Source organism: Margalitia sp. FSL K6-0131 (genome assembly GCF_038008735.1).
Lineage (GTDB): Bacteria > Bacillota > Bacilli > Bacillales > Bacillaceae_C > Margalitia > Margalitia shackletonii.
On the sequence record NZ_JBBOZS010000001.1, the window covers coordinates 3703256 to 3717438 of the forward strand.

13 protein-coding genes are annotated in these 14183 nt (G+C 34.9%); 3 read left to right on the plus strand and 10 right to left on the minus strand.

Features of this window, described 5'->3' with window-relative positions; all coding sequences use genetic code 11:
* Nucleotides 1-11: 11 nt before the first annotated feature.
* From NSQ59_RS18160 to NSQ59_RS18185, 6 genes are all read right to left on the minus strand, one after another.
* Complete coding sequence (locus NSQ59_RS18160) at nt 12-1073, minus strand: M42 family metallopeptidase (protein ID WP_340832374.1); 1062 nt, start codon at nt 1071-1073, stop codon at nt 12-14.
* Nucleotides 1074-1225: 152 nt separating this feature from the next.
* Nucleotides 1226-2206, minus strand: a complete 981-nt coding sequence (locus NSQ59_RS18165; RefSeq protein ID WP_340833176.1) for an aminotransferase-like domain-containing protein — start codon at nt 2204-2206, stop codon at nt 1226-1228.
* A gap of 117 nt (nt 2207-2323) precedes the next feature.
* Nucleotides 2324-4150, minus strand: a complete 1827-nt coding sequence (gene ltrA, locus NSQ59_RS18170; protein ID WP_340829483.1) for a group II intron reverse transcriptase/maturase — start codon at nt 4148-4150, stop codon at nt 2324-2326.
* 730 nt (nt 4151-4880) lie between these two features.
* Nucleotides 4881-5336: a winged helix-turn-helix domain-containing protein gene (locus tag NSQ59_RS18175; RefSeq protein WP_340832375.1), complete on the minus strand. Its 456-nt coding sequence runs from the start codon at nt 5334-5336 to the stop codon at nt 4881-4883.
* Between the two features lie 287 nt (nt 5337-5623).
* Nucleotides 5624-6169 carry a GNAT family N-acetyltransferase gene (locus NSQ59_RS18180; protein WP_055740690.1) on the minus strand — a complete coding sequence of 182 codons (546 nt, stop codon included), beginning with the start codon at nt 6167-6169 and terminating at the stop codon, nt 5624-5626.
* Between the two features lie 22 nt (nt 6170-6191).
* The gene (locus NSQ59_RS18185) at nt 6192-7556 is read right to left on the minus strand and encodes a serine hydrolase domain-containing protein (protein WP_340832376.1); all 1365 of its coding nucleotides are present in this window, start codon (nt 7554-7556) and stop codon (nt 6192-6194) included.
* 290 nt (nt 7557-7846) lie between these two features.
* On the opposite strand from NSQ59_RS18185, the gene NSQ59_RS18190 reads away from it, so the two are divergent.
* Nucleotides 7847-8605: a TrmB family transcriptional regulator gene (locus NSQ59_RS18190; protein WP_055740692.1), complete on the plus strand. Its 759-nt coding sequence runs from the start codon at nt 7847-7849 to the stop codon at nt 8603-8605.
* A 75-nt stretch (nt 8606-8680) separates the two neighbouring features.
* Here the strand turns inward: NSQ59_RS18190 and deoD are convergent, their stop codons facing one another.
* Entirely contained in the window at nt 8681-9388 is a 708-nt protein-coding gene (gene deoD, locus NSQ59_RS18195) for a purine-nucleoside phosphorylase (RefSeq protein ID WP_340832377.1), read from the minus strand.
* A 74-nt stretch (nt 9389-9462) separates the two neighbouring features.
* Entirely contained in the window at nt 9463-10644 is a 1182-nt protein-coding gene (locus NSQ59_RS18200; RefSeq protein WP_340832378.1) for an MFS transporter, read from the minus strand.
* 164 nt (nt 10645-10808) lie between these two features.
* Between NSQ59_RS18200 and NSQ59_RS18205 the strand changes: the two genes are divergently transcribed.
* The gene (locus NSQ59_RS18205; RefSeq protein ID WP_321198703.1) at nt 10809-11327 is read left to right on the plus strand and encodes an HD domain-containing protein; all 519 of its coding nucleotides are present in this window, start codon (nt 10809-10811) and stop codon (nt 11325-11327) included.
* Between the two features lie 290 nt (nt 11328-11617).
* Nucleotides 11618-12589, plus strand: coding sequence for a Gfo/Idh/MocA family protein (locus NSQ59_RS18210; RefSeq protein WP_055740696.1), 972 nt, complete (start codon nt 11618-11620; stop codon nt 12587-12589).
* A 360-nt stretch (nt 12590-12949) separates the two neighbouring features.
* Here NSQ59_RS18210 and NSQ59_RS18215 read toward each other — a convergent pair whose 3' ends face one another.
* Nucleotides 12950-13369 (minus strand): universal stress protein, encoded by a 420-nt coding sequence (locus NSQ59_RS18215; protein ID WP_055740698.1) that lies wholly within the window; start codon nt 13367-13369, stop codon nt 12950-12952.
* Between the two features lie 45 nt (nt 13370-13414).
* Nucleotides 13415-13963, minus strand: coding sequence for an NAD(P)H-dependent oxidoreductase (locus tag NSQ59_RS18220; RefSeq protein ID WP_340832379.1), 549 nt, complete (start codon nt 13961-13963; stop codon nt 13415-13417).
* Nucleotides 13964-14183: the final 220 nt, after the last annotated feature.

Consider the following 14183-nt stretch of genomic DNA (forward strand, 5'->3'; position numbering starts at 1 on the left):
TCCTATCAATTTTACTTCCTATCATTTTCCATCAAATTGGATTGTAAATAGTAAAAGAGTAAAGAAGATGTATGTTGAATGGACGATAAATGTGTTCTCTCATAAGCATGTGTGGCATCTACTCCTGGCCCAATTAAGCCATGAACAATATCATGTCCAGCATAGATAGCAGCGGAAGCATCTGATCCATAAAAAGGAAAAATATCAAGATTGTAAGCGATATTATTTTTTTCTGCGAGATGCTGTAAACTTTTCCTTAAACCCAAATGATATGGCCCACTAGAGTCTTTGGCACAAATTGAGACGGTATACTCATCAGATGCTTGGCCGTCACCTATAACACCAATATCAAGCGCAAGATATTCCACTGTTTCTGATGGGACGCTTGCATTTCCTCCATATCTAATTTCTTCACTATTAGAAAAAAGAAAATGAGTGGTATATGGTAATGAGATTTCTTCCTTATGAAGTTTCTTTAGTAATTGAAGCATTATTACTACGCATACTTTGTCATCAAGATGCCGGGACTTTATAAAACCTGATGGGGTAAGCTCCATTCTTGGCTCAAACGAAATAAAATCTCCCACTTTAATCCCTAATGACCGCACATCATCCGCATTTGTTACTTTTTCATCGATTCGAATCTCCATATTTGCTTGATTTCTTTCTGCTTTTGCAGAATCCTTGTAAACATGTAGTGAAGTTTGGTGCATTAAAATGGTTCCTGTGTAGACCCTACCTGAAGAAGTTTCTATTTTGCAGTTTTCCCCTTCGATGGAATTAAAAGTCAAACCACCGATTAAATCAATGGTTAACCTACCACTGGGTTTGATTTCCTTTACCATAGCACCTAATGTATCTACATGGGCTGTTACTAAGCGGTGATGATGTGTGTCCTTCCCTGGCAAAGTTACTATTAAAGCTCCTCTGTTATTCCGTTTTGTTTCAATGTCCAATGCATGTAAATATTCATCAATAAAAGAAATGATTTCAAAAGCATTTCCTGCTGGGCTGGGTATTTCCACTAACTGTTTTAGTATTTGGTAAGTGTCTTCCATAGCGAAATCCTTCATTACATGCTCCACCTTTCTTAGTGTCTCAAATTTATGTAAATGGTAACAATATTTATTTTTTTTAAAAAGGTACAATTAATATATGTATACAAAAAAATTGTACCTCTTCAGTTCCAAATACAAAAAAAAAGAAGGTGACACCCTTCCCTTATTTAATATTCAATTGACCAAACATTTTTCAGGAGAACAATAGCTCCTTCAAGTTCCTCCATTTGTAAGCCGCCATAGTGTAATAAAAATTGTGGATTTTCAGGTATATACCGATAACGGTATTTTTTCGTAGATATTATATAAATACCTGAACTTATTGCTAACCGAACCAACTCATCTTCTTCTTCTATCCCTTTTGTCAATAGCTCAAGAATCAAATGGGTTCCTGCTCCTGTGTCGATAACATTTACAGCAGGTCCAAAATGCTGTTCAATTAATTTATTTATTCTTTTATGTTTTTGTTGATAAATCATCTTCATTTTCTTAGTATGCTTATATAAATTCCCCTCTGACATAAAGGTATACAATTGCTTCTGCAGATGAATTGAAATTCCAGGCATTGAATAGGTGGCCACTGTCAAATTATATTTTATTAATAAATGAGGTGGTAGTACCATGTAACTACATAAGATTTCAGGACAGAGAATTCGAAAGAATCCTCCGAAATAAATCACTTTTTCATTTTGATCGAAACTTTGAAGAGCTGGTATGGGTGAATGTTCATAGATAAAAGTACAATCATAATCATCTTCAATCACATAAACTTGATTTTGTTCTGCCCACTTCATTAACGCTTGTCTTTTTGATAGGGACATTATGCTTCCTAATGGAACCTGTTGAGACGGACTGGTGTAGAGAAATGCATTTGACTGATGCTTCTTTAAATCTTCAATGCATAGACCGTCAGCTTCTATTCTAATTGGTTTGATTTCAAAGCCTTGATGAATAAAAAAATTACGGACTACATCATATCCAGGATCTTCAAAATAAACTACAGTATCTCCATGTGGCATAGGGTTTGTTAATGTTAAAAGAATTTGTAATAATTGGGTAGAGCTTGTTCCGATCACAATTTGATCAGGGGTGCAATGTAGTCCCCTTGTCGAATAAAGATATTTGACTATTTCTTTTCTTAAATAGATTTATAGTGATAGGTAAGAGTTTGATGTAATCTCCGTCTTTTCCCCCACTTCACACTGAGCGAGCCCCTTTCAGAGCACTCAGCGTTCCATCGTTTCCAACTGATACAATAAATTATTTTAAACTACTATTGGTTCATTTCCAGATTCAGTTCTCAAGCGATTAAGCTTGTTAAACTGTTTCGTATTAAGATTTAGAGTTCGAAGAACCTCCCGGATTCTATCAGGATTTTTCATGTATATGAGTTTATGTACTTTGGAATCTATAATCACTAAGTTAGAGTACTTATCAGTGCCACCCATCCTACGGGGCTTAACGTTATGACAATAGATTCTATCGATTCCTATTACTTCACCTGTTACATAACATTTTCCATACTGGGCTACGTATTTTGATATTTTGTTGTCGTTGTACTCAATGCTCCGATTGACAGAATAATTGGACATGACATATTTCAAAACATCTCTTGGTATGGCTTTAAGATTGCTATGAACTTTCTCACGACCAACCTTTGAAAAGTTGCATATATTTTGTGAAAAGTTCATTGGCTTCTTGTGATGTACTCCGGTGATTGGAAGTAAAGGTGCATTTTGAACTACATATACCTTAGTATCTGATTTTATCCCTTGAGTTTTCTTTTTAAATTCTTCGGATGTCTCTTTGAATCTAATAACGCTCATGTTGTTTCTTAATCTGGTTTTAATGGCTTTGCGCAAACCGTAGCTAATCTCCGTTAAATCAAGATATATTTTCGTGGCATATCGGTAGTAATTTTGTATACCAATTAAGGTGGTATTATATCGAATTACATTTTCTGCTATAGGATTCTTTTGAATTTCTCGAACTCTATCCTTTAATACTCTTTTGGTTTTAGTGATAGCTTTATCAGTCATGTTTGTTTTTGCTACCCAACCAAATTTAGATTTTCCTTGAGGAACCAATTTGACTTTAAAACCTAGAAAAGTAGAAGAGTTCTTTTTTAAATTGACTACTTTAGATTTGTCGGCATTGACTTCAAGACCGAGTCTTTTCTTAAGAAAGTCAACTGTGGCATGATAGTATCGCTTGGCATCCTTATATGTTCTACACATGATTTTAAAATCATCAGCGTAGCGTATAATATAGCCATCCTTGAGATTAGTGTATTTCCTAGCATATTGACGAAACCCAATGGTGGTCGCATTTTTAGGTTTGTAAGTTTCCCATTGATTGCTGACCCACCAATCCAGTTCATTAAGAACAATATTGGACAACAAAGGGGAGATTATCCCACCTTGCGGTGTTCCTTTAGTAGGAATTCCTTCACCCTCAATTTCGGATTTAAGAATTTTAGAGATAATACAGAGTAGGGACTTATCTCTTATTCCAATTGTCCATAGCTGCTTCAAAAGTTTTCCATGATTGACATTGTCAAAGAAACCTTTTATGTCAATATCAACACAGTAATGATGATGTCCAATGTTCATGAGACTAATCATCCTACTAAGTGCATGGTGGGTGCTTCTGTTTGGTCTAAAACCATAACTGTGGTTATGGAATTTTGCTTCACAAATTGGTTCAAGAACTTGCAAAATACTCTGTTGAACCAATCTGTCCCAAATAGTAGGAATGCCTAAAGGTCGCAATTTATCGCTTCCTTCTTTAGGTATATACACTCTTCTAACCGGTTGTGGTTGATACCAATCCAACCTATCTCTTACACCACGTATAATTTCACGGTCATTCAAATGCCAAATATCTTTAATAGTTAATCCATCTGTTCCCGCAGTTTTACTACCCTTATTACTTTTAATATTTCTAAATGCTAAACGGATGTTATCTTCGGAACCAATAATAGACATTAATTTATAGAAGTTGTTACCGTTAAGACTGTTGGAATATAATTCATCAAAATAATCTTGCATATTATAATATTCACTGTGTCTTAACTTGGGCTTCTTCAACATGGGCTGTACCCTCCCCAGAAGGAGAAAGCTACATCTCTTAGTTTTACTCAAAACCACGTTGAACCGTTTAAATAACTATCAGTCTTCAATCGACTAGTGGCTATCCCTCCACGTTCATTACACGCTTCATAGGTACTGTGCCACCACTTTCACTGCCATAAATTTTAGTTATACATTTACTAATATCATAAATGCTTTCCTAAGAACCGTTTCATTGGAGTGCAAGTCCTCAACGTTGGCAGTTTACCACGTTCCATTATTCCTATCTTTACATATACACTTTTAGGTTTCTCCTATGAGCCTGCTACCTCGATATTGCCTTTAACAATATATGGACTTTCATAAAGGAGAGTTTTACTAATCCACAGTAGCGACACCACTTGTGTCAACAGACCTTTCGACCTGCTTCCGATATAGACCCGTACCATCAGAGATTCGTCCGTACGAAACACCAATCACATGCGTTTCTTAGTACATCCTAACCATAAGTGTTTTATAGACTCCCGGTCTATAGGTTGCACCATCCACCTCTGGACAGTTTTCGTGTCATAAGACTTACGGCAACTCTCGACCGACTTCATCGAGCTTCATACAGAATAATTCTTGCCAATTATTCTGCATGTCGAAGGATTAGAGGAAGCCCTTCAAGGCGTTACCCTTTCATTTGACTTCTCGGAATAATAGTTCACTCGAAACAGGAAATATGTTTCAAAGCGCCTAAGCTTTTCACTTAGGAACGTGTCGCGCCTCCTTTCGGGTCCATCACATGAGTGTCATCCGAACCACTTAGTAAGGAATTTGTTTTTGCAATTTGATTCCAAGTTGTATAGGGGAATTCATTATAATCAACAGCTTTGTGATAAAGATCATAACGTATGGGTGGATTATTCAAAGATGGAATGGATCCTTGAGAAAATTTCTTATGCTCATGAACTTTATTTACAAAGAATCCACTTCCTTTTACTGATCGAATAAAATCTTCTTGTATTAATAGTTGATAAGCAAGATCGACCGTATTACGACTGAGACAAAGATAATCAGCCAAATTTCTAATAGATGGTAAACGTGTGTCTTCTAAAAGCTTTTCTGTTTCTATTTCATTTTTAATGAATAAAAACAATTGTAAATATAGTGGATGATCACCATATTTTTGAAGATTCGGAGTGAGTAAAGATAGTTTATTCATCAAAATCCTCCATTTATCAACAAACTAGATTTGCTATACTGTGTATTTCTATAAATGACTTTTTAATTCCTTTTAAAAAGGAAATTTATTCAAGTTTGTTCCAATGGATTCAGTATATACAATTTTCAAGTGACGTCTAAGTTATATAAAATGCCAGAGTTTTATTACTCTGGCTTTCGCTCTTTAATGCTGATTATCTGCTAAAGGTATAACAGATGACTTATGATTTTATGATAAAGTAACATTTGATTTTTTTTACAATCCCTTTTTTTCAGAAGGGGTCTTTGTCACTTGTTAGTATTAAGATATTCGTCTTTCAAGAGTCCATAATATGTAAGATCAATATATTCTCCTAATCTCTTAACATGTTGACGCAATATCCCCTCGTGTTTTAAACCGCATTTCTCCATAATCCTCCATGATCCGGGGTTATTGGTGAAAGAAGTGGCAAATATCTTGTTTAAATCCAATTTTTCAAACCCGTACTCTATAATCGCTTTTGTTGCCTCAGTACCATAGCCCTTTCCCCAATACGGTTTCCCAATCCAATATGCAAGTTCTCCACGATGATAATTTTTTTGTATATTTATATTAATTATCCCAATGAAAGAGGAATCTTCTTTTCTTTCAATGGAAAATATAACAACTTTTCCTTCGCTTTCTGCGATCTTCATAGAAGCAATAAATTCTTGGGCAACTCCTTTTGGATATGGGTGTGGAATAGTTAATGTTGTTTTCGCTACATCATAGTCCCCTGCCAATTCCTCGATATTCTCCGCATCCCCATATGACAAATCCCTTAAAATTAATCTTTCTGTTTTTATCATTTTCATATATGTCCCCTCCGTTATACTATTACTTCAAATCAATACTATTTCCCTTTATAAGGTTATATTTATTTCCATAATAATCAGTATACTCTACGTATTCTATCTCACCAGTTACGGAAGTATGAAAAATAAGCATTTCATTGATCATTTCAGTCATAAAGATCGTTTTGGTTAATTCAGAAAATACAGGTAAAAGTTTAAATTTATATAATACACCGTACATTTTGGACATCGTTAAATAAAGTTTTCCATCTTTAATAGAAATATCGAACAGGAGATTTCGATCATCTTCTATAAAATATTTCCCTTCCAACCCTTTCTTATTAGTAAAGTTGATCGGTACAGCTGGAACCGGAAGCGATGCCTCTTCTTCAAACATAAGCTTTGCCATTTCATTTGTTAAATGGGATACCGGAGTAACGTTCATATTACTTAAGAAAATAATCGTAATTTCATCATCTACAAATCTAAAAAATTCACTGCAATATCCGCTAATGTCTCCATAATGATGGAAACATTTTCTGCCCATTTTTTCAGAAACCACCCAGCCGCAAGCATATGATTGAAGATTCGGCGTTAACATTTTCTCCATCAATTCCTTGTTAAGGAGCTGAGATGATTTTAACGCCTGGTCCCAAAGGAGTAAGTCCTCTGTAGTGGAGTATAGACCGTATGCACCTAGAGGGGAAGTTAAATCGGCATAAGCTGCATGTACTGGTTTTTCCCAGAAGGTGTATCCAGAGGCTAGGTCTGGAACAATCTTTTTTCCATCATCACACCCTGTTTGATACATACCAAGAGGTCGGCATATTTTTTCTAGTATGTAATCCCCATAACTCATACCCGAAACCTTTTCAATAATTGCCGTCAATAATGCGTACCCAGAATTGGAGTATTCAAATCTGCTTCCCGGTACAAAGTTTAATTCAAGATTTTTAAACGAGTCAATCACTTGCTGTAATGTCATGGGTAATCGCATAGTTGTGAACCAAAAATCTGGAAAGCTAGTGTAATTGGGAATTCCTGACGTATTGGTTAAACAGTGAAAGATAGTTATTTGATTATGGTGCGGAAAATCAGGAAAGTACTTATCAAGATAATCGTTAATACTTAATTTCCCTTTCTCATGCAATTGAAAGATTCCAAGTGCTGTAAATGCTTTTGTAAGAGAGCCAATACGGAATTTTGTTGTAGGTTTATTAGGTACCTTATGCTCCCAGTTTGCCATACCAAACCCTTTGTTTAAAAGAATATTTCCATGTGATGCTACTAAAATGGAACCATGCAAATAGCCATTTCTTTCATATGAGTCCACCCATTTTGCTAATCGTTCTTCAATAAACATATTAATTTGCCCCCTTGCTATATCTTTTATGGATACTTTCCTCATCATCACCCATTCTTTTATCCATTTTAGGGAACGTTCCCAATCGTTTATAATCTTAATTTACCCTTTATAAATTATTTCGGAAAGCTAATTGCAAAATAATTTTTGTCTAGTAGTTTCCTTGAAACGATTACTCTCACATGGAAATAATATGTAATTCATATTATGATTAACCCTTTGCCCTGACTTTCAAATCATTTGTTTAATGGAATTAGCTTATTTTTTGTTTTATTATGGTTAGTAGATACAATAAATGCAAAAGTCTTATTATATACAATTATTTAGGAGGAAATATGCTACAAAAATTCGGTTTTTCGCAATACGAAAGTCAAGTATTCGAAGTTCTTGCCTCTAGTGAGGATCCTATGGATGCTACTAATATTGTTAAATATTCTGGGGTTCCAAAAGCAAAAATATATGAAGTAATCTCACGACTAATTGAAAAAGGAATGGTGCTGGATTCTATATCCGAAAAGAAAAAACTATATACTGCACTTCCATTACCGCTTGTTATCAACAAACTTACATCCGAATTTCAAGATAATGTGAAACAATTAGAAAATAATACATACAAAAGAACTTTTTACGATGAACATGTTTGGAGCTTAAAAATGGAATCATCAATTCGTGCTCAAAGTAACCAACTTGTTCAAGAAGCAAAAAAATCTATTCTCATTTCAGGTTGGAAAGATGACATAATTGAATATTTGCCTATCTTACAAGATAAAGAAGAAAATGGTGTCGAAGTGGAAGTACTTGTAGTAGGTAATTTGGAAACAAATTTATCCCATATACACACTCTAATTCCTGCTGTTGAACATCAAACGCTAGAAAGATTTCGCCTAATTATTATTGATGATAAAGAAGTCATCTTTGCAGGGATGGAAAATCAATCGTGGCAAGCACTAAAAACAATGTCTAAACCATTTATCAAAGTCTTTACTGAATTCTTCTATCATGATGTTGCACTGGCAAAAATCAATGAAAAACATTTTGACCTATTGATGAATGATGAGGAAATAAGAAATATTCTAATGAAACTACGGTACTAAAATAATAATTAAAAAAGCTGAATCAAAATCTTATTCAAAAGATTTTTGATTCAGCTTAATATTCGTTTTTAATCGTTATTCTTCTGTTGCTGCTTGCAGTGCAATGAGAATCATGTCATTAAAGGTGGTTTGCCTTTCTTCTGCAGTCGTTTCTTCTCCAGTGAAGATGTGGTCACTCACCGTCAAAATAGATAATGCATTTACTTTAAATTTTGCAGCCAGTGTATACAATGCTGTTGTTTCCATTTCCACACCGAGAACTCCATATGACGCTAATTTTTTTACTATCTCCATACTATCTCGATAAAATGCGTCTGCTGTAAAGACATTTCCCATTCTTAAGTGTAAACCTTTTTTTAATCCTGCTTCGTATGCCTTTTTTAATAAATCAAAATTTGCGCATGGAGCAAAATCAATACCAGGAAATGTAACACGATTCACATTAGAATCGGTACATGCACTCATTGCTAAGATTACATCTCGGACTTGAACATCTTCTTGAATAGCACCGCATGTTCCGACACGAATTAAATTTTTCACACCATAGCTCTGAATTAACTCATTAACATAAATGGAGATGGATGGGATACCCATTCCTGTACCTTGTACGGAAACACGCTTTCCATTATATACACCTGTAAATCCTAACATTCCTCGGACATTGTTATAGCATATGACATCCTCTAAAAAGGTTTCTGCAATATATTTTGCACGTAAAGGATCACCAGGTAATAGAATATTTTCTGCAATGTCACCTTGTTTAGCATTTATATGAACACTCATGAATTTACCATTACAAATTAAAGCAAGTCTAATTGTAATGGGTTCACCTCCTTGGTTGAATTTTAAAAAGAAATTTATTTGGTTTTATTCGCGACTTCAATGGTTACATTGGATGCACTTTTACCTTTAACCATAGAGATCACCGCTGTTCCTAAGGCAAAAATGATAAACACACCACCTATGGTTGCATTGTGCTCCACTGTTGTTTGTTCAATTACCATTCCACCTACCAAAGAACCAAATGCAATCCCAAAATGAAGAGCCGAATTATTTAAACTTTGCTGGATCTCAGAAGTTTCAGGCGCAAGCTCTATGAGATAACTTTGCATAGCTGGAGTAATCGCCCAGCTTAGCATGCTCCAGATGATCATTACTACTAGAAACAACGGAAAAGCAAATGTTGTATAAGGTATCAAAATAATAGATATGCCAAAGATAATAATTACACCAATAATCGTTAGTTTAAGATCAAATCGATCTGCAAGCCATCCCCCTAATCCTCCTCCAACGACTGCTGCAATACCAAAAATTAAATAGACCATACTAACCCATGTTCCATTCAAACCTAAAGTCGTTTTCAGGAATGGAGTAAAATATCCATACAATGTTAAATGACCTGCTAAAAATAAAAATGAAGTTAATTGGGCAAAAAGTATTTTTCTATTTTTTAGCGTCCGTAATTGCTTTCTGATTGGGATAGAAGATTTTGGCTCTACTTTCCCCATAAAGAAATACACCCCTGCCATAGATAGCACGGTTAACACGGAAATTAAAATGAACGGAGCTCGCCATCCGTAAGCATTTCCTAAAATCAACCCAATTGGAACTCCCAATACAAGGGAAGCACTTATTCCCATAAATACTACCCCGATTGCACGAGCACGATATCTTTCAGTAACAATATTGGAAGCGATTGTTACACATAATACTACAAGCAAAGATCCACTTGCTGCAGAAATGATCCGTGCAATTAATAACATACTATAGGACGAGCTAATAAAAGCTGAAACGTTCCCTATTAAAAATACAAATAGTGCTGCAATCGTTAAACGCTTCCGTTCTATTTTCGATGTGAGGGTTAATAACACGGGTGCTGCAATTGCATATACGAGTGAAAATATGGTGATCAGAAATCCTGTTTTTCCTAAACTTACATGTAAATCTTTTGAGATTAAATCCAAGATACCACCAATAATTAATTCAACCATTCCTACAACAAACGAAACAATGGTTAATAAGTATACACGTTTATCCATATTCTAACTCCTTTCTTTACAGGTTACCTCTATAATGGTAACCTATTTTAAACTGCTGTACAAGAACAATTTTTTCTTAATATATGGAATTGATTTTCGTATGCAGAGATGATAATATATCGATAATTTAGCCTTAATTACTAGTTTTAAAGGAGGAATAATAGTTGGTTACTTTAATAGATATCTATAATCATCCTATTTCACAAAAATATATTCGACGTTCAGGTATGGCTCACGCTATTTCCGTAGCCTACCATTCTTTTCATCTCGCAAAGAAATACAGCGTTCGACCTGATTGGGCAGCTAAAGCGGGATTTTTACATGATATTGGACATTATGAATGGTATAGAAATGGAAAATGGGATTATAAACTTTATCGAGATTATGATATCCACCCGATAAAAGGCGCCGAGAGAGCACACAAATTATTGGTTCGTTTAGGGGAAGACAAATATGCAGCAAAAGAAATTGCACATGCTATTTTATTTCATACAGAATCAGCGCTTCCAAAAGGGGAAATTGAATTAACTCCATTACAAAAAGTTATAACTTTAGCAGATGAAAAGGACAAACAGCCCGGAAATTTACATCATTACCGGAATATTGATGTACGGAAAGAACAAGCACTCATTAAACAACTGGATCAAAAAATAAATGATTATTATTCTTCGAAAAAATGCTAAAAAAAGAACATAAGAGTAATGATTTGATAAATGTGCTTAATAAATTGCCAGTGTAATTATGTATTAACACATTTTCAAACACAATTGGACTTACAGCGTTTCCATCATAAATAGTTCGAATAAAATGATTTAAAATCGTGTGAGAATTTCGTGCTTAAGGAATACTCAACTATTGAGCAAATTGAATTAAATACATTGCACTTAATCATGTATGATTATTAAAATGTTATTCGGAATTTTAGAATTGCTAAAAAGAAATGTATATCATTGATAATGAGAGGTGAGAATTTTTGAGGCAAGTTAAAATTGGTATTGCTGGGGTTGGCCACATGGGAAGAAATCATTGCAAAGTAGTCAATTTATTAAAAAGTAGTCAATTTATTGGAGTTTATGATATTGATTCAGATAAATGTAAAGAAGTAGCAGTCTCCTATGGCGTTACTCCTTTTTCCTCATACATCGAAATGCTTTCTGCAGTTGATGCTGTCATTATCGCTGTTCCAACAACATTTCATTATCAATATGCTGAAAAAGCTATTAAGAGTGGTAAACATATTTTAATTGAAAAGCCTTTTGTAAATACATTGGAAGAAGCCGAAAAGCTAATCGCCTTAAACAGTAAGAATAATAACTGCATAATTCAAGTTGGACATATCGAAAGGTTTAATCCAGTTATTGAAATTATTAATAATTCCATAGATGATTCAAACATTATAAGTATAGAAGCAAGAAGACTTTCCGAAACAGAACGAAATCTTGATGTTGATGTCGTACTTGATTTGATGATTCATGACATAGACATTATTTTGAATTTGGTGAAAAGTGATTTACGGAGCATTACTGCAAAGGGATCATTCTCCGATAATAATCAAACACACCTGGATATCGTACATGTCCTATTAACATTTCAAAATGGAGTCATAGCCAATCTTATCGCGAATCGGGTTTCAACAGAATCTTTAAGAACATTGTCTATTACAGAAAAACAACGTGTAATTACTGCAAATTACATTACTAGAGAACTGCAAATCTATAAAAAAACAGCTTCCGATTTACAAACCTTTAACGAAATTGAAAATTCCATCGAAACCATTAAAGTCCCTCCTATTGAACCCATACAGGCTGAAATTCAACATTTTATTCACTCGATTATCAACAACACCCCACCTATTATTGGTCCAAATGAAGCAAAAAAAGCATTATCAGTTGTTATGAATATCAGAAAATCTATCCGCACTGGGGAAACGATTTCCTTATTCTAACAGATTTATAGTCTCTTTTCTTAATATCAAATGATTTTTTGGACATTTGTTCAAGCACTTCAAAAAACTCCAATGGGTGATTTAGTTCTAACTGGAGAACCAGAAAATATTAGAGGTTATTTTGTCATTTTTGTGGGATTCATTTTATTATATGAGGCTGTAACATTAATTCCGTACCTTGGGGATACTTTCATGGCGGTTGGTGGAAGCTCTGGCTATCAGCTATCGTGGACCCAATATTACTATTGATATTGTTATTGTATTACAACTGGATATGTAAGTTAGAAAATAATAGTTTATTGTAAAGGGTAAAAAAATGGAGAGTGCCGTTTTCTGCACTCTCCATTGGCTCATTAATAGTTATTTTACAATAAGTACAGGGCAATGCGCGGAATGTGCCACTTTATTACTTACACTGCCTAATAGTGCTTCCTTGATTAGTCCCTTTCCTCTACTTCCCATCACAATGACGTCGTAATGATGTTCTGAAGCATAGTTGATAATCACATGAGCCGGTTCGCCATGAAATGTATGAACCTCATAATTAACGTTAGATTCTGAAAGGAATTGGATTGCCGGAGTTAATATTTCCTGATTTTCCTCATCTAACAGTTGATCCAAATCGATATTTAGAGCTGGTTCCGGCATTGGAATCTCTCTATTCACATGTAAAATCGTCAGTTTTTCCGTTCCGACGGTTTTCCCTAATTTTGCTGCATGGTGAAGGGCACGCGCAGAAGCAGCTGAGCCATCAAATGCTACTAAAATTTTATTATACATATCTATCCTTCCTCTCATACCTTCATCATGGGATTAATTAAGTTTTTATCGCACCACAGGTGACTGCGCCCCAACAAGCTTTTTAGTTATTTCTCCTACTCGTTTTCCTAGAGCCTTTCCTAAAGCTATATCATTTTTTGTAAGTATGCCGTCTGATTCATCAACAGGGCATGAAATACCAACTCCGTAATAGGAACCATAGACCGCATTTTCAGGAATATTCCCAGGTAAACCAACGACTATCATTCCTTGATGAAGCATTGGAGTAATCAGATTTAGCATTGTAGCCTCGATTCCTCCATGAGTAGTGGCAGTTGTACAGAAACATGCACCTACTTTTCCTACTAATTTTCCATGAGCCCAAAGATAACCTAATTTATCAATCCAAGCTTTTAATCCTGCACTTATGGTGCCAAAGTGACCGGGGCATCCCCAAATAATAGCATCCATATCCTCAAGGTCTCTAACGTTTGCATTACTTACATGGTTTATAAAAACTTCTGCTCCATCAACACCTCGAGCTCCTTCGGAAATGGCTTCTGCTAATGCTTCTGTATGTCCATTTTCACTGTCAAATACGACATAAATTTTCATTGTTGTTTCTCCTCCGTTAAATTTATTTGTAAGAGTTTTTCTGCATCTCCCGAAGAGCAGCACGAAAAACTTTATCATCCATAGGTTCGTCTGCATTTGCTATTTTTTCATTTTGCATAAATGCACGAAGAGCTTCGCGGAATTCTTGATCATTCATAATTCCGTCCCCATTTTCCCTGTGACCACTTGAACGGAACGTTCCCCGTTGGATTTCTTGGAT

Bases quoted from the DNA above. Each gene is read 5' to 3' on its own strand.
- NSQ59_RS18180 (WP_055740690.1), bottom strand. From the start codon at position 6,169: ATGAAAATGATAAAAACAGAAAGATTAATTTTAAGGGATTTGTCATAT.
- NSQ59_RS18200 (WP_340832378.1), bottom strand. From the start codon at position 10,644: ATGGATAAACGTGTATACTTATTAACCATTGTTTCGTTTGTTGTAGGA.
- NSQ59_RS18175 (WP_340832375.1), bottom strand. From the start codon at position 5,336: ATGAATAAACTATCTTTACTCACTCCGAATCTTCAAAAATATGGTGAT.
- NSQ59_RS18190 (WP_055740692.1), top strand. From the start codon at position 7,847: ATGCTACAAAAATTCGGTTTTTCGCAATACGAAAGTCAAGTATTCGAA.
- NSQ59_RS18220 (WP_340832379.1), bottom strand. From the start codon at position 13,963: ATGAAAATTTATGTCGTATTTGACAGTGAAAATGGACATACAGAAGCA.
- NSQ59_RS18215 (WP_055740698.1), bottom strand. From the start codon at position 13,369: ATGTATAATAAAATTTTAGTAGCATTTGATGGCTCAGCTGCTTCTGCG.
- NSQ59_RS18185 (WP_340832376.1), bottom strand. From the start codon at position 7,556: ATGAGGAAAGTATCCATAAAAGATATAGCAAGGGGGCAAATTAATATG.
- ltrA (WP_340829483.1), bottom strand. From the start codon at position 4,150: ATGTTGAAGAAGCCCAAGTTAAGACACAGTGAATATTATAATATGCAA.
- NSQ59_RS18160 (WP_340832374.1), bottom strand. From the start codon at position 1,073: ATGAAGGATTTCGCTATGGAAGACACTTACCAAATACTAAAACAGTTA.
- deoD (WP_340832377.1), bottom strand. From the start codon at position 9,388: ATGAGTGTTCATATAAATGCTAAACAAGGTGACATTGCAGAAAATATT.